Origin of the sequence: Candidatus Tisiphia endosymbiont of Nedyus quadrimaculatus, assembly GCF_964059235.1 — a bacterium.
Taxonomy (GTDB): Bacteria; Pseudomonadota; Alphaproteobacteria; order Rickettsiales; family Rickettsiaceae; genus Tisiphia.
This window is the reverse complement of record NZ_OZ060452.1, coordinates 613023-629233: the sequence shown is the minus strand read 5'-3', so window position 1 is coordinate 629233 and position 16211 is coordinate 613023. Positions and strand designations below refer to the sequence as shown.

The window sequence follows — 16211 nt, the reverse complement described above, 5'->3', positions numbered from 1 at the left end:
ACGCCCTAACCTATCTAGCTTCCAAACAACTAATACTGAGTATCTTTCAAAATAGAATTAACATGGTATCATTTAGTATTAGGTCTATCATTAGTTAGAATTAAATTATTAATTCTATTTTGAAAGATAATCAGTATAAGCAATCCCCTTTTATAAGAAAATTCAAAGCTTCTTCTAAACCAGTTCTTTTTATTTTTGCTCCACTGGCTTGATCTTTAAATATATTGCTGCGTTGATCAACTTTAGCTCTTATCAAAGCATCATCTTGCAAATCTGTATTTTGTCTTTCATCTTCAGAAAATATTGATGTCAAGCTTGCCAAATTTCCAATTTGTCCGATCAAGCACTAGTAGCCATTGATCAGTATCAATTCCAGCCAACCTAACCAGTAACTTGGCTAAGGACGTATATGATAATTTACATTTGGCAAAAAATCTCTGTAATTTCTTATAGCGTGATTCTTGCTTATCTCCTTTTATCATTAAGGCAAGCTGTGTAAGATTTACATCTCTCACTTGCAGTAATCCTAATATTATTTGTTCTATTAATTTTATGCTTGCAAAACTCTTAAAAAAATAGTTTCCTAATAGTTGTGATAACGCTGAACTCATACTCCTTCTTCTTAAGCTTGAATAACCTAAGTTATAGGACTTTGATTATGCGTTATCCTCTCTTTTTTCTTCTTGTTAATCTTTTTGTCATGTACTGAGCATTTTTTCATCAACTTGATAGCATGATCTCTCGTTTGAAAGTATTGAAGACAATTTAATAATTGATAGAAGTCAGTGGAATATTACATATTAATGCAATTCATTTCTACCAAAATTTCAAATAGAACAATCTGAAGATGAGTAATTAACAGGACTTAGAATAAGGCAAAATAATTTGGCTCAATTTAGGCAATTTATCTTGGCACGTTACACATAAACTAACAGATGCGACAAAACCAGCAAGAATGGTTTGTAAAAAACGTCAGTTCGGGATAAGATATAGATGAAATAGTAATAGATAAAAGGATTGTCAAAAAGGAGTGCCTGCAGTATTTATATTTTTAAACAAAAAAACAAACTACAGGCATGAAAAAAGATATCACAGAATTATATAGTTTTATAGATGATTTTTGTAAAATTTATTTGGAGTATGAACAGAGAAAGTTATTACCATCAAATAAGCAGAGAAATCGCTGTTGTAGCATGAGTTTAAGTGAAATGTTAACAATAATAATTATGTTTCATACATCCTATGCTAAGAATTTTAAATTTTTCTATAAAAGTTATATAGAGTGCATGCATAAGGATGATTTCCCTAAAGCCTTGAGTTATAATAGATTTGTTGAATTAATGGCACGATTATTCATACCGCTAAATATGTTGATTCATTTGTTGTTTGGTGAGGAAACAGGTATTTATTTTATTGACTCTACAACGATTAAAGCTTGTCACAATAAAAGGCGTTATAGCAATAAAGTTTTTAAAGGATTAGCCAAACATAGTAAATCCTCTATGGGGTATTTTTATGGTTTTAAATTACATGTAATAATCAATAATAAAGGGGAGTTTATGGCATTAAAAGTGACCAAAGGCAATGTAGATGATAGGGTTCCAGTACCGGAGTTAACAAAAAGATTAACTGGAATTATAGCAGCTGATAAAGGTTATATTAAGCAAAATTTGTTCTTAAATTTATATGAAAGAGGCTTAAAAATGATTCATGGAATTAAGAAGAATATGGAAAATAAATTAATGGATTTGAAAGAAAAAATCTTACTTCGAAAGCGTAACTTAATTGAAACAGTTTTTGATTATCTAAAAAATAAAATGAACCTTGAACATACTAGACATAGATCACCAATAAATGCCTTTGTCCATATATTATCTACTCTTGTTGCTTATTCATTAAAGAAAAATAAACCTTCAACAAAATTTGATTTTAATCTACATGTTCTCAATATCCTTATCCCGAATTGACGTAAAAAGGTTCTTAGAATTGATCCAAATATATGGGAAGCTACCAATGATCAGATAGTTCTGCTAAATTTAGCTGGAGTTCTTCTTTTATCTTTTTCAAATGAACCTAAAGCTAAAGAAGTTTAATAGCCCTATTGAGTATATTTTAATTCACGATATATTGTAGACCGCCCAATTTGTAATTGTTTTGCAGCGTTAGTAGGGGATATTCCGGTTTTAATTAATCTTAATGCTGCATCAAGTTTTTCTTTATCTAAGTTAGGACGCCCGGGAGTTTTACCTTTTAAACGTGCAGCATTGATTCCTTCCTTAGTGCGTTCTGAAATTAGTCGTCTTTCAAAATGGGCAATAGCACCGAATACATGGAATACAAGTTCTCCAGCAGCAGAAGAGGTATCAATCTTTTCTTCAAGAGACATCAAACCAATCTTATTTTCCTTAAGATATTCTACTGTTTCAAGCAATTCTTTTAAACTGCGTCCCAAACGATCGAGTCGTACTATACAAAGTAAATCATTGGGTCTAGCATAAGCAATTAATTCCTCCAATCCCGGACGTTCAAATATTCTACCACTGATAACATCTTCAAATATTTTAATAGCTCCCGCTTTTTTAAGACGGTGTCTCTGAGAATCTAAGTCTTGTTGTTGCGTTGATACACGTGCATATCCCAAAATATCAGTCATTACCTTGCCATTATGAATTCAATATCAAGGTCAACTTTTTGCCATATCTTATCACAAGTAAGTATAGGGTAATTTTTAAACATTGCTAAAGCAATACACCCCCTATCTCCTAAGGATAGACCATACTGTTTTGTCTTTTTGATTATTTTTGCTGTTATTAATGCTTGTTCTTCACAAAAATCTATAATTTTGATACCGGAAAGCTTTATCAGGTTTCTACAGTCGTCTTCTGTTAAATTTTGTACTTCAATACAGTATTTGTATACTTCCGCAATATTTACACTTGAGATTATTGCATATTTCATATGTTGCCTTATGGATTCATATCCAAGTTCTTTTGCAAATAGCATTATAAGAGCAGAGGAATCAAACACTATTTTATTAGCCATTTTTTATACTTCTATTTTCTTCTATTTGGTATTCTTCATGCTTTCTGTTTATAAAATCATCTACCACTGAATCTTTTCTATTATTTTGGTTTTTTGTAAAGATTGCATGCATCTCATCTATTATTTGGTTAGCATTAATTATCTTTACCTCATTTTCATAAACTTCTAGATTAACTTTATCACCCGGTTGTATATTAAGCCTTTCTCTTATTTCTGATGGAATTAATACTCTGCCATGTTGATCCATATTTGTTATTAATTTCTCCATATTCTATACCAAATACTTGTTTAAGTCATTTTATCATTTATTATTATATGTCATTTAGATAAATTAAGCAACAAATTTATAGATTTACTATGTCTAAAAAATGAACGTTTTATAGATGGGAGTGAAGAATGTAAAAAGTCTTGCTAAAACTCTCTAAAAACCGCCTCTAAAATACGTCCCTAAATCTAACGTGTCTATAAATATTTTCCCTACGTTTTAAAGACATCATTTTTGAAAAAAAGAAAATGCATCAGGATTTTTTTTCTAACATTTCAATAACATCTTTCTGTACTCTTTGAAATGTGCTATTCAAATCTCTTCCACTTATGTCATTGCACAAAGCACCATCTCTGCAAAGAGTAAATCTATAAGAGATATGTTGAAAATTAGTCAACTAGATTCCTGTTGGACGTTACCGAGTAGACTGATTAACAAACTTATTGGCAGATTCTAATGAATTTTTGCCCCCAATTTTTAAAAATTTACTGAGGTAAGAAGAATACGTTAGTCTAGATACTGGTCTTTCAAGCTTTGGCTTTATTTTTATACTCCTGCTGTACCCCCCATTTTTAGCTGGACTCCACACATGCTTAAAATTAATCAGTATATTTTTTTAAATAAAATTATTGCCATTCTTAAAAAATCATTATATATCGTATCATAGTTTAGATTTGAATGCTTATAATAACTAGGCATCCTTAGAGTTAACATTTTCTTAGAAGGAATGATAGTTTTATAAACATAACAATAATACATCCACATGCATTTTTAATAATACCAAATGAGTTACCAGTGAATATCATCGATAAATTATTTTTTAAGACTTTTGACTACAAAAATACTACTCTTGATCATATTAATCCAATGTATTTACATTATGCATCACAATTTGGTTATATTAAGCTAGTAAAGTATTTAATACACCGTGGTGTAGATGTGAACACACAAGATCACAATGGTTCTACCCCATTACATTTTGCCTCAATATTTGGTCACACTAAAATAGTAAAACTTTTATGTAAATATCAATCTGATATTAATATACAAGATAATTGCGGGTTAACCCCATTAGATGCAGCATTGATACATGGTCATACTAAAATAGTGAAGTACTTACATAAACATCAAGATAGCATTAGTACACAAGATAATTTCGATGTCACCACCTTAATCACCACATTAGAATGTGGCAATAATGATAGTGAGGCTTTAGATCGTAATATGTTAGATGATATTAATATTTATGCAGATCAAACACCTCTGCTAGGGTAAAATTGGAATTTCCCATCTTATTTAAGGCTTAAAATAAAAGCACTTTTCTTATACTAAGTAGAAACATTACAGAAATTTGTGTTATTAAGGTACTGATAAAGATCCTATTTAATAGTCAATATTAGCAGCTAGTTAACATTCATGAAATTTAGGATGAGGAACTAAAAAAGGGAACATGGTCTAGGATATTAGAATTTTTTCTAAAAATATTTATGAGCATGAATTATTAAAGAGATGGCAAGAAATAGCCTATATGTTACCTAGAGTCCATCTAAAAATGGGGGGTAAGGCTTGATGATTATGGGTACAGCAGGAGTATAAAAATAAAGCCAAAGCTTGAAAGACCAGTATCTAGACCAACGTATTCTTCTTACCTCAGTAAATTTTTAAAAATTGGGGACAAAAATTCATTAGAATCTGCCAATAAGTTTGTTAATATGATATACTGCTGCTGTACCCATAATCATCGAGCCTTACCCCCCATTTTTAGCTGGACTCAAAATTTTGCCCCTGATTTTGAATGGTCTCCTCGCATTCATATAGTACTGTAGAAAGAGCAAACATGTCACTACAAGGTTTGTTTATGCTAATGGATATAGTTCTTACAGAATCTTGGTGGATAAAATTAGCTAGTTCTAGATTTTTTTCATGGGTAGATTTGTTTTCTTGTTGATTTTTAATATCGCTCGCCATAAAATGAACTCCTGTTTTACTCTAGGTGGAATGGACACTGAGGTTAGAGAAAATTTTGAGATTACTATCTAACCTTAGTGCTTGACATTTACATTATTGTTCGGTAATTATAGTTGTCGCCACACAGTTAAGCGATATATGGTTATTATAACCAAAGAATCTAGATATTTTTCTTACCGACAGACCTAGTTTTAGTAATTCTTTAATTTTACTAACGTCTTTATCAAACTTGCTTTTTTGTATACTACCAATTGGTTTACCTAATATTTGTCCTTGAGCTTTTTTAAGTGCAAGGGCATCTTTAGTACGCAAGGATCAGCAACCAAAATTAGAGCAGGTCTTTGCTAAGCCTTTATCTGAAGAAGAAAAAGGAGACATTATGAGGACTGTTGCACAAAAATATATAGAAGAGGGTACACAGTACGGAATCCAAATTGGAGAAGCTAGAGGAGAAAAGAAAAAAGCTATGGCTGTAGCTAGAAACTTGCTTAAAGCTGGTGTGTCAGTTGAGATAATTTCTGCGTCTACTGGTTTATCTAAAAAAGAAATAGAAGAGTTAATGGTATAATTATTTAGATATGTACAGTAAGTCTTAATATTATGGAAGTATTACACGGAATATGGCATCCTGCCGAAAATCAGATATGTCTTTGGCTCGAAACAAAGAACAAAATATACACTCCGGATAAGCAGCTAGCTTTCGGTAAACGAGGAAAAGTTGATATTTTACTTCCTACATACGATACAATGCCAGTTGCCTCACCTTTAATAGAAAGAGAATACAACTTAGAAATTCCGGATAAGATAGGTTGGCAATATCATCAAGTCAATTGTCTCTATGTTAATGTTTCGGAAATTAAAAATATATTACCTTCAGATACTTTACGCTTGGCACAAGATTTCATGTATTGGCAGCAACTAACCGATATAATCTCTGAAATCCTAGAGTATGAATTATATATACCTAGCATTGATCAGAACGATGAACCAATTTGGACTACATATCATCCTGATGTGAGGCAATTAGCTAAACAGATGCCGGAGGTATGTTGTTATGTTAATAATAATTGTTATGATAAATCCGAATTATTACAACATTTTTTTGATCATACTGTTACAAATATTGCTAAGCAAACATACTTGTCTACAGAACAAACTAAAATTATCACAGGAACTTTTTTAGAGAGTTTTTTTAATTCAAAACAAAAGAAGTTTTCTCATGCTGATAAAGAACATTGGTTAATTTGGAAATCAGCTCTAGATAAAACTAAACATAATATCTGCATCAAACTTGAAGCCCCTGAAAATAAAGATTCTAAATGGAATCTTACTCTGCTCAAAAAAGATGATGACGAACAGTCAAAGTATGAACTTATTAATAATCAATGGCATGATTGCTTAAATGATTTAGGTTTGGCAATGCGCATTTATCCTGACCTAGAACAGGCATTTAGTAAAGATAAAATTATACCGTTTGAATTAACGCAAGAAGAAGCTAGGCTCTTTCTCAAGGAGACTGCTTGGACATTACAACAATCCGGCTTTAGCGTAATTATACCTTCTTGGTATACACCAAAAGGATACAATACAGCTAAATTGAAGCTTAAACGTAAAAATAATGGCACTGCATCACAAAATGAAAATAGTTATTTCACCCTTGACGGTATTTTATCGTTTGAATACTCATTATCTTTAAACGGACAAGACATTACTTTTGAAGAATGGAGACAATTAATTGCCAATAAGGAAGAGTTGGTGCAATTTAGAGGAGAATGGGTACAGCTTGATTTAGAACATATGGATCGCATACTTGATTTTTGGGCAAATAATCAAGTAGAGGATATAAATATTTTTCAACTACTTAACAAAGCTTCTCATCCTGATATTGAATTTGATCACAGTACCGATCAATTCCTTATGTCTCTTTATAGCAAACAAAGCTTTAAAATACTAGATACTCCAAGTGCATTCTATGGAATACTAAGACCTTATCAAACACAAGGTTTTTCTTGGATGCAGTATATGGAGCAAATGGGGTTGAATCCATGTTTAGCAGATGATATGGGTCTTGGTAAAACTATTCAAATTATTGCACACATTGCGGCAACAAATAATACAGGGAACAATCTCTTGGTTGTTCCTACTTCGGTCATGGGCAATTGGGAAAGAGAATTTAAAAGATTTGCTCCCCATCTCTCTATAAAAACCTATCATGCTAAAAACAAAGATCGTGATTTTACTCACTGCGATGTAGTTTTAACAACGTTCACTATGATCCGTAAAGATTATAAAGTATTTACTGACTCTGCATGGCATAGAATTATTCTTGATGAGGCACAAAACATAAAAAATCCAAAAGCCCAACAAAGCAAATCTTTATTTGGTTTAAAAGCTAAACACTATATTGCATTAACCGGTACACCTATAGAAAATAGCGTAGTTGATCTTTGGTCAATATTTAACTTTCTAAATAAGGATTATTTAGGAGATTTAAAAATATTTAAGAAAAAATTTCATGGAGAAGATGAAAATAGATCCCAGTTAAAGAGGCTTATAGAGCCGTTTATATTGCGTAGACTTAAAACTGATAAGTCTATTATATCGGAATTGCCAGATAAAATTGAACAAAAAGTTTATTGCCAACTTACTAAAGAACAAGCCTCATTATATCAAGCCGTAGTTAATAAGATCAGCGATAAAATTAAAAGCGGAGAATTTTCGAGTGCGGACATGCTATCTAGTTTAACTAGATTAAAGCAAATTTGTAATCATCCTATGCAATATTTGCAAGATAATAGTGAATTTACGGCAAACAGATCGTTAAAGCTACAAAGATTAGAATCAATAATTGATGAGGGTATAGAAAATAAAGAAAGTATTTTGGTTTTCTCTCAATATAAGGAAATTTGTGAAGCTATAAATAAATTTTTTGCTTTAAAGTATAATACTTATCTATTACATGGTTCTACTAGTAGAACTGTAAGAGATAGTATGATTGAAGAGTTTCAAAGTGATAACACACCTCCAGCAATATTTATTCTTTCATTAAAAGCAGGGGGTGTCGGCATTACATTAACAAAAGCAAGTCAAGTAATACACTTTGACAGGTGGTGGAATCCCGCCGTTGAAAATCAAGCAACAGATAGGGCTTTTCGTATTGGACAACAGAAAAAGGTTTTAGTACACAAATTTATTACTCAAGGTACTTTAGAAGAGACAATAGATCAAATTATTACAGATAAAGTCACTTTGTCAGAATCTGTGTTAAGTGATGATTCATCATGGCTTAAAGGTATAAATACTCAAACTTTCATGGATTTAATAAAATTACGACAGGAGGCTCTATCAGGTGAATAATAAAACGTGGTGGGGAGAGAAATTTCTAGAAGTTTTAAAGTCTTTTATAGAAGAGGGAAGATTGCAGCGTGGAAGTGCCTACCGTACTCCAAATAGATTATCTAATTATCGACAAGAACAAAACAGCGTCTCAGCTACCATGATGGGTAATATAAACCCATACTTTGGAGTGTATAAAGTTCCCTATTACAACAGCCAAATTACTTTCTCTAAATTGTCCAACGCAGCATCTATAATTAGCAATATTGAAAGTGACCCCTTATTGCTTGCTAAACTAGTAACACGAGAATTACCTTCTACTATCTCTACAATTTTACCACAGAATAGTAAAGAGATAGAAACTTCTTGTTCATGTCCTGATTGGGAGAATCCTTGTAAGCATATAGCAGGATTATATTTAAAGATTGCAGAAGAAATTGATTACAATCCTTTGTTACTATTTGAACTTAGGGGAATAGAAAGAAAATTATTATCTGAAAAAATAAAAAAGTATGTTAGTTCATCAAGCGTTGTAAATACTACCCTAATCCCTACTAAAGAAATAGGTGCAATTGAGCTTAGAAATTTTTGGGGTAATCCTCATAAAAAGATAAAAACAAGTTTAGTGGTAAAAATACCTACTGTACTTATTAAAAAAGCTGGGATAAATCCACCATTTTGGCATAAAAGAAAATCATTTTTAGATAGTATGCACAATATTTATCATAATATTAAACGCTCTTGGCACAAACAGATAAAACCATGAGTGATTGAAAATGAAAAATATCATTCTGAGTGTACCAAAAATATGTGTTTTTGGAATAGTGGGTTAAATTACAGAAACGGTGCAAAAGCGAACTAGGAATCGAAATTGCTGTCAATTTTTTCTCTGTTATAAAAAATATCCTGCAATAAGTTAGCTTACTTAAATTCCTTGCCCCTATAGGGTGATAATGATTTATGCATTTATATTCTAGAACATCTGATCGTATAATAAGCAATTTGTAAGGGAGTGGCTAATCTTTGGGTAATATGACAAGTAGAGACCAAATCCGACATTAGGAGATGTTTTTTGGCAATTTTTTAGGTATTTTCTAAAATTATCTTACAATTTTCTGATCGTATAAGTATTATTATACGATTAGATTTCTTAGCTTTAGTTGTTCCAAGGTATATATCTCAAGGAATGCATAGATGGGACGTTATAATTTATGTTATGATATGATATGTTTTATAAAAAGAAGTTATTTCGGGCAAATTTCATGCTGCTAGTTAGCTTTTGCCCCGTTTCTGTAATTTAACCCATATTTGTTTTTTAGAAAAACCGCGTTGGTTAGAAATAAACCTTTTTGTAAATGCATTTAAAATGTCTTAAAACACATTAGGAATATCTATGAATAAAATGCTAAATAATCAGTTAGTTATTTATCAAACTGAAAATGGTGAAACCAAAGTTGACGTACAAATACATGATGACACGGTATGGCTTACTCAACAACAGATAGCAGAACTTTTTGATAAAGATAGAACAGTAATTACTAAACATATTAATAAAATCTTAGCAGAAGAGGAGCTTGATAACACAGTATGTGCAAAAATTGCACATACTGCATCAGATGGTAAGAAATATGATACGAAATATTATAATTTGGACATGATAATATCCGTTGGATACCGGGTAAACTCTAAACGAGGAGTGCAGTTTAGGAAATGGGCAGCCAAAATATTAAAAGATTATCTCATTAAAGGGTATAGCATTAATCAAGATAAAGTCGTGCAAAACAGGCTAGTTCAGTTAAAGCAAACAGTTGAGCTATTATCAACGACTTTGAACAATCATAATTTAGTTAATGATACTGGTAGAGAACTAGTTAGTCTAATTAAAGCCTATAGTAAAACATGGGATATGCTGATTAAGTATGACGAAGATAATTTAAATATGCCAATGAACTTGCAGGAGGCAAGTAGTGGTTTACTAAATTACCAAGAATCAATACAGGCAATACTAGTATTAAGACAAGAATTACAACAACAAGGAGCAGAAGCCGGCAATTTATTTGGAGTTGAAAGGGATGATGCCTTGAGTGCTATTTTAGGTAATATAGATCAAACATTTGGCGGAGAGCAATTATATCAATCATCGCAAGCCAAGGCAGCACATCTATTATATTTCATTATCAAGGATCATCCATTTAGTGACGGTAATAAGAGAATAGGTAGTTTATTATTTTTGCTTTATTTGAGTAAAGCAAAAATTGGGCTTAACACTATGGGAACAAATAGCATAACATCGCTTGCCTTGCTTATTGCAGAAAGTGATCCAATGCAAAAAGAATTAATGATTAGTTTAATTATAAATCTAATAAGCGACTAGATGTTGAACTATTGAAGAAATCCAAAAACTAAAATCTTCTAGATAATTCCATCTATATCGCTTACCAATGATAAGATATATTATGTATAATAGACCAATATTAAGATTAAAGACAAATATAACTCAAGTCAAACCTAGCGTTAACAATAATGCGGCTCTGTCCAAAAAACTGTGTAAATTTCGAAATAGGTTATATATAAAAGTATAACAAAAAAGGAAATTACATGAATAAAAAAACTAATGAATCAATAAAGCAAGCAGTAGATTTATTAATAGATAATGATACAGATGTAAGTACAATACTGAAAGAAGGAGGTTTATTAAAAGAATTGACCAAACGTTTAATAGAGAAGGCACTGCAGTCAGAAATGAATAATCATCTAGGCTATGATAAATACAGTCGTGCAGATAATGATAATGCTCGTAATGGTATAACTAGCAAAAAACTGATCTCCGAACATGGAGCTGTAGAAATAGAAGTACCAAGGGATAGGCATAATACCTTTGAACCCGCAATACTACCAAAACGCCAGAAACGTTTTGATGGTTTTGACGATAAAGTACTATCATTATATGCTAAAGGCATGAGTATATCTGATATTAAGATTCAGTTACAGGAGTTATACAGTGTTGAAATAAGTGAAGGCTTAATCAGCCAAATTACTGATGATGTAATGGATGAGGTTAAAGCTTGGCAGAGTCGACCATTAGAAGAGATATATCCGATAGTATTTTTTGATTGTTTAGTAGTAAAAGTCAGGCAAGATAAAAGGATAATCAATAAGGCAGTATATGTTGCATTAGGAATTGATTTATCTGGTAAAAAAGATATATTGGGATTATGGATCAGTGAAAATGAAGGGGCAAAATTTTGGCTCGGTAATTTTACCGAAATGAAAAATAGAGGGCTAAAAGATATACTGATTGCCTGTAGCGATAATCTTACTGGTATGTCTGAGGCAATAGAAGCAGTTTATCCAAAAACAGAACATCAATTGTGTATTGTACATCAGATTAGAAATAGTTTAAAATATGTGTCGTATAAAGATAGGAAGCAACTGTCTAGCGATTTAAAGCCGATATATACTGCAGTAACGGAAGAACAAGCCCATTTAGCTTTAGTATCTTTTGAAGAAAAATGGAATAAACAATATCCACAAATTGCCAAATCATGGTATAATAATTGGGACAATCTAATGATTTTTCTAGGGTATCCTGAGTCAATTAGAAAGGTAATTTATACAACTAATTCAGTTGAATCTGTCAATAGTCAATTGCGTAAAGTAACAAATAATAAGCGGGTTTTTCCTAATGATAATGCTGTTTTTAAAAGTTTATATTTGACAATTGACTATATGACCAAAAAATGGACTATGCCCATTCCAAACTGGAATGAAGCTATGGCTCATTTGATGGTTAAATTTGAGGATAGGCTTAACAAAATTTAATGACCTATTTTTTCGAATTTACACAGTTTTTTGGACAGAGCCAATAATGAGCTAGCAGACAATAATTCAGCTCAACCTGTAATTATACAGACAAACAACCCTACCGACATCACTTCCAAAAAGCAAAACACCCAAATTCAATTAAAAACCCGACCGAAAATATTACTAAGCAAGGATGAATATACTAATATCTTAAACTTGCTGCAAACTACTTACCCCAAATGTTTTACCACCCCACCTACTCCCCTAGCTATTGGTATTCATGTAAATTGTAAGTAACCGTCTAGTAAAGGTGGTCTAGAATTATTATTTATTCTAGTATAATATTCCAAGGGAGGAGGTCTGCAATTTTATGGGCTGTAAATTGTAATCAGCTATTGCCCCCCTATTGTAATAAACTATTGCCCCCCCTAACCACATAAAAAAATTAGTTAATTTTGGTTAAAATTCAGATAGAATTTTCTAAAATCATTGTAATTTTTAATTAATACCGTAGTCTATTATTTTAATCTTTAATCTACATCTTTCCCTCCTCTAAAACTTTTATTACCAGTTTCTATGATTTGACAATGATGTGTCAATCTATCGATAATTACTTTTGTTGCCTTAGCATTACCAAACATATCATTCCATTCTTCAAATCTCAAATGGGTAGTAATGATCACTGAAGTTTGCTCATACAATTTAGCAAATAACTCAAATAACAGGAATCTAGCTTCGGCTTTTATTGGTATACTGCTCATAAATGAAGAGTTGGTAGACGAAGATCAAAATCAACAAGTGCTAGGAGTGTCCAAGCCGAGGAGTACAGCGTACACTAGTACGTGAGCACCGCAGGTCTTGGACAACGCAATTGTTGATTTTCATCGAGTATACATAGCCTAATTCATCTACTACAATCAGATGGAATCTCTTAACTGAATCGATGAATTTGCTTTCATAATTATGGATTCTAGCATTAAGCAATTGGCTAGCTAGGGTGTGTCATCAATTGAGCCAAATTACCATGGAAGCCATATAAACAGCTCCCAAAAAGTTCTGAGATGTTTTGTCATATCGTGTTGCAATAGCTCTATATTGCTTCAATTTTGCAAAAAAGTTCTCAATCAAATGCCTAGCTTTATAGAGGTCCTTATCATACTTAGCTGGATTCACACGATTCTTCTTTGGGGGAATCACAGCTATACATCCCTTATCTTTCAGCTTATCTCGCATACGTGCATCGGCATCATAAGCCTTATCAGCAAGTACAGCATCCGCTTTCGTCAATTCATTCATCAAAACATCAGATCCTTGCAAATCATGAGCTTGACCCGGGGTAAGATGGAATCCCGTTGGATTCCCTAGAGCGTCACATGTGGCATGGATTTTAGTACTCAGCCCCCCTTTACCTCGTCCAATTGCTTGGTCATCATCTAACTCTTTTTTTTAGCACCAGCACTATGTTGATGAGTCCTAACAATGGTTGAATCAATCATGGCATACTCGTTATCAGCATCTTCAGCCAGCATCTCAAAAACCTTTTTCCACACACCTGTCTTGCTCCACCTTGAATGACGTAGGTGAATCACTCGAAAATCTCCAAAACGTTCAGGCAGGTCTCTCCAAGGTATACCAGCCCTATATCGATACAAGACTGCTTCTACAAATAGGCGATTATCCTTGGCTGTTACACCAACAGACTCTTCCCTTCCAGGTAGCTTATCTTTAATCCGATCCCATTGATCGTCACGTAGAGCATATCGACGCATAGAGAAAATTTATCCTTAATTTTTTCTCTATTACACAACAAACAAACACTCTTGTCAACTTAATTGATGACACGCCCTAATTCATTTAAAGTATAAAATCTTACCCTGTAACTTTTTTCAATGGCGGTGAACGCCAAACCAATTGCTAGATGAGTTTTTGCAGACCCAGAACCACCTATGAACATGATATTCTGATGATTATCAATCACTTTTTGTATATCAATATTTTCAACCAATTTAGCTTGGCATGTATCTGATAGTAACTTTATGGTTGGGAACTTAGCTAGTTGCAACCTATAACCTAGCGAGCGTGACTTCTTATATTCACACTCTGCTTCAAGAAGTTTCTTTAACACATCATACACACTAGTAGTAGGGACATCATTTGTTAAATTACTTGACTCAGCTAACTGCATCTTCATACCGACTAAACCTAATTTATCTAATAACAATATTAAGTCTTTCATTTAATTTACCTCCGTTGTTAAATGCAACTTGCTATAAATACTACAATCAGCATCAGGAGGATTTTTTAGCTGAATAAACTCAGTCTCTTGGATATCTAGTTTCATTGCTGGTTGCAACAAATATTGCTCAACTAATTTAGAGCTACAGCCGCCAGCAGCAATTGTTAGGTTACAAGCATTTGTTACCTTTTCTAATCCATACTTATTAACAAGTAGCAGGATATCTATAAATTGTTTATCACCATCCTTGTAAGTCTCTAACTTATTTCGTAGTTTGCCAAATATCTCAGGTGACAAACTCATTAACTCTTTGAACGGTCCACCATTACGTAAAGCACCGGGTTTACGTTCTAGAGCTGCTATATAGTGCCATGGATTATAATTCTTCTGATAGCGTTTAAAACTACGAACATGCTCTGCAATAATCTTGCTTTCATGTAAAATCACTATTTGCCAAGCATAGGATTTAATCTGTACGCTAAGTCCCACATATTCACACGGAACACTATACATATTGCTGTCGTATTGTATTAAACTCAAAGGTGATACGGTCGTTGGATGTAATCTATAACCGGTAAACTGCCCTCTATATCCTATTAAATATGCCTTCTCTTCCTCATATATTTCTAGAATCGTTCTTTCTGTAAATTCAGGATGTCTTTTAGTTTTAGCCCACTCTATAGACATCTCTCTTAGCTGAATGTTAATAGCTTCATAACTATCTCCTTTCAATATTGGAGTAAAAAAGTTACGTCTAGTGTCTCCTACTTGTTTCTCAACCTGTCCTTTCTCCCATCCTGATGCTGGACTACAGGCAAGTGGCTCAAATAAATGGTGAGAGACCATTTGGATAAACTTCTCGTTAAAGATACGATCCTTGCCAATCAATATTTTTTTGACAGCCGTCTTCATATTGTCATAAATACCATTCTTACAACAACCAGCAAAAAACTTGAAAGCTTGATCATGGGCATCCATAACCATTTCCAGCTGCTCATTAGGATAAACCACTACCAAAGAATAACGACTATAGCATAGCTTTATTCTCGCTGCTTTAACTCTAGTAACCTCCCCATTTAAACATATTTCTTCCTCTCCCCAATCAAACTGAAACGCCTGACCAGCTTCAAAATTTAATGGAATAAAAACTTGCCCGCCCCTTGCCTCGTATTCTCTACGGAAGTTTCGTACAATTAGATTCACAGATTCGTAACTTCCTGTATAACCCGATATCTGAAGCTGTTGGTATAGCTTTTTTGCCGTCATTCTACGTCGAACCGACTCCTTGCTATTCTCTGCTAATAGCTGATTTAGTACTTCAAGATGATTGCCAAGAACAGGCTTACCTTTGCTATATTTTGCTAACTCAAATTTAGTTTGATTGCTGCGAATGACTTTTTTTACTGTATTCTTTGATATATTCAGTTCTCTAGCAATTGCTTTAATTGCTTTGCCATCAACGTAATACATTCTACGTATTCTTCCAATTGTTTCCACTATAAACAACCTTTTAAAAACTCCTTAAAAAAATATTAAAAATATTAATTTTTTGGAGATATT

At 32.7% G+C, this 16211-nt stretch carries 19 protein-coding genes and 1 pseudogene; 8 read left to right on the top strand and 12 right to left on the bottom strand.

The window, feature by feature from the left end:
• Positions 1-130: 130 nt before the first annotated feature.
• The gene (locus AB3211_RS03140) at positions 131-313 is read right to left on the bottom strand and encodes a recombinase family protein (RefSeq protein WP_367364664.1); all 183 of its coding nucleotides are present in this window, start codon (positions 311-313) and stop codon (positions 131-133) included.
• Positions 294-611: a hypothetical protein gene (locus AB3211_RS03135; RefSeq protein ID WP_367364663.1), complete on the bottom strand. Its 318-nt coding sequence runs from the start codon at positions 609-611 to the stop codon at positions 294-296. Before AB3211_RS03135 ends, AB3211_RS03140 begins: the two co-directional genes overlap by 20 nt.
• A 465-nt stretch (positions 612-1076) precedes the next feature.
• Between AB3211_RS03135 and AB3211_RS03130 the strand changes: the two genes are divergently transcribed.
• Positions 1077-1967, top strand: coding sequence for an IS982 family transposase (locus tag AB3211_RS03130; protein ID WP_367363772.1), 891 nt, complete (start codon positions 1077-1079; stop codon positions 1965-1967).
• 131 nt (positions 1968-2098) lie between these two features.
• Here AB3211_RS03130 and AB3211_RS03125 read toward each other — a convergent pair whose 3' ends face one another.
• Genes AB3211_RS03125 through AB3211_RS03115 form a run of 3 tightly spaced genes read right to left on the bottom strand, consistent with a single transcriptional unit; the run spans position 2099 to position 3310 of the window.
• Positions 2099-2653: a recombinase family protein gene (locus AB3211_RS03125; protein ID WP_367364662.1), complete on the bottom strand. Its 555-nt coding sequence runs from the start codon at positions 2651-2653 to the stop codon at positions 2099-2101.
• Complete coding sequence (locus AB3211_RS03120) at positions 2653-3042, bottom strand: type II toxin-antitoxin system VapC family toxin (protein WP_367364661.1); 390 nt, start codon at positions 3040-3042, stop codon at positions 2653-2655. The genes AB3211_RS03125 and AB3211_RS03120 overlap by 1 nt, the downstream gene beginning before the upstream one ends.
• Positions 3035-3310 carry an AbrB/MazE/SpoVT family DNA-binding domain-containing protein gene (locus AB3211_RS03115; RefSeq protein WP_341761379.1) on the bottom strand — a complete coding sequence of 92 codons (276 nt, stop codon included), beginning with the start codon at positions 3308-3310 and terminating at the stop codon, positions 3035-3037. Before AB3211_RS03115 ends, AB3211_RS03120 begins: the two co-directional genes overlap by 8 nt.
• Before the next feature lie 295 nt (positions 3311-3605).
• Between AB3211_RS03115 and AB3211_RS03110 the strand changes: the two genes are divergently transcribed.
• Together AB3211_RS03110 and AB3211_RS03105 are read left to right on the top strand one after the other, a co-directional pair.
• On the top strand, positions 3606-3764 hold the full coding sequence (locus tag AB3211_RS03110; protein WP_367364660.1) for a DUF6398 domain-containing protein: 159 nt from the start codon (positions 3606-3608) through the stop codon (positions 3762-3764).
• A gap of 338 nt (positions 3765-4102) precedes the next feature.
• The gene (locus AB3211_RS03105) at positions 4103-4582 is read left to right on the top strand and encodes an ankyrin repeat domain-containing protein (protein WP_367364659.1); all 480 of its coding nucleotides are present in this window, start codon (positions 4103-4105) and stop codon (positions 4580-4582) included.
• 486 nt (positions 4583-5068) lie between these two features.
• Here AB3211_RS03105 and AB3211_RS03100 read toward each other — a convergent pair whose 3' ends face one another.
• Positions 5069-5275, bottom strand: coding sequence for a hypothetical protein (locus AB3211_RS03100; RefSeq protein ID WP_367364658.1), 207 nt, complete (start codon positions 5273-5275; stop codon positions 5069-5071).
• 93 nt (positions 5276-5368) lie between these two features.
• Complete coding sequence (locus AB3211_RS03095) at positions 5369-5587, bottom strand: hypothetical protein (RefSeq protein ID WP_367364657.1); 219 nt, start codon at positions 5585-5587, stop codon at positions 5369-5371.
• Between the two features lie 67 nt (positions 5588-5654).
• Here AB3211_RS03095 and AB3211_RS03090 point away from each other — a divergent pair, with 67 nt between their 5' ends.
• The 5 genes from AB3211_RS03090 to AB3211_RS03070 all read left to right on the top strand — a co-directional run bounded on the left by AB3211_RS03090 (position 5655) and on the right by AB3211_RS03070 (position 12433).
• Complete coding sequence (locus AB3211_RS03090) at positions 5655-5843, top strand: hypothetical protein (protein ID WP_367364656.1); 189 nt, start codon at positions 5655-5657, stop codon at positions 5841-5843.
• A 32-nt stretch (positions 5844-5875) separates the two neighbouring features.
• Complete coding sequence (locus tag AB3211_RS03085) at positions 5876-8632, top strand: DEAD/DEAH box helicase (protein WP_367364655.1); 2757 nt, start codon at positions 5876-5878, stop codon at positions 8630-8632.
• On the top strand, positions 8625-9377 hold the full coding sequence (locus AB3211_RS03080) for an SWIM zinc finger family protein (RefSeq protein WP_367364654.1): 753 nt from the start codon (positions 8625-8627) through the stop codon (positions 9375-9377). Before AB3211_RS03085 ends, AB3211_RS03080 begins: the two co-directional genes overlap by 8 nt.
• Before the next feature lie 627 nt (positions 9378-10004).
• Entirely contained in the window at positions 10005-10985 is a 981-nt protein-coding gene (rhuM, locus tag AB3211_RS03075) for a RhuM family protein (protein WP_367364653.1), read from the top strand.
• 224 nt (positions 10986-11209) lie between these two features.
• A complete protein-coding gene (locus AB3211_RS03070; protein ID WP_367363880.1) occupies positions 11210-12433 on the top strand; it encodes an IS256 family transposase in 1224 nt (407 codons plus the stop codon).
• Between the two features lie 512 nt (positions 12434-12945).
• Here AB3211_RS03070 and AB3211_RS03065 read toward each other — a convergent pair.
• From AB3211_RS03065 to istA, 5 genes and pseudogenes are all read right to left on the bottom strand, one after another.
• A pseudogene (locus tag AB3211_RS03065) lies at positions 12946-13143 on the bottom strand (ATP-binding protein); the annotation flags it as partial.
• A 73-nt stretch (positions 13144-13216) separates the two neighbouring features.
• On the bottom strand, positions 13217-13399 hold the full coding sequence (locus AB3211_RS03060; RefSeq protein WP_367364652.1) for a hypothetical protein: 183 nt from the start codon (positions 13397-13399) through the stop codon (positions 13217-13219).
• A gap of 21 nt (positions 13400-13420) precedes the next feature.
• A protein-coding gene (locus AB3211_RS03055) for an IS5 family transposase (protein ID WP_367364291.1) occupies positions 13421-14184 on the bottom strand; the annotation gives its coding sequence in 2 pieces (ribosomal slippage) (positions 13421-13849 and positions 13852-14184; 762 coding nt in all).
• Positions 14185-14243: 59 nt separating this feature from the next.
• The gene (locus AB3211_RS03050; protein WP_367364651.1) at positions 14244-14651 is read right to left on the bottom strand and encodes an ATP-binding protein; all 408 of its coding nucleotides are present in this window, start codon (positions 14649-14651) and stop codon (positions 14244-14246) included.
• The gene (gene istA, locus AB3211_RS03045; RefSeq protein WP_367364650.1) at positions 14652-16121 is read right to left on the bottom strand and encodes an IS21 family transposase; all 1470 of its coding nucleotides are present in this window, start codon (positions 16119-16121) and stop codon (positions 14652-14654) included. It lies immediately after the preceding gene.
• Positions 16122-16211 lie beyond the last annotated feature (90 nt).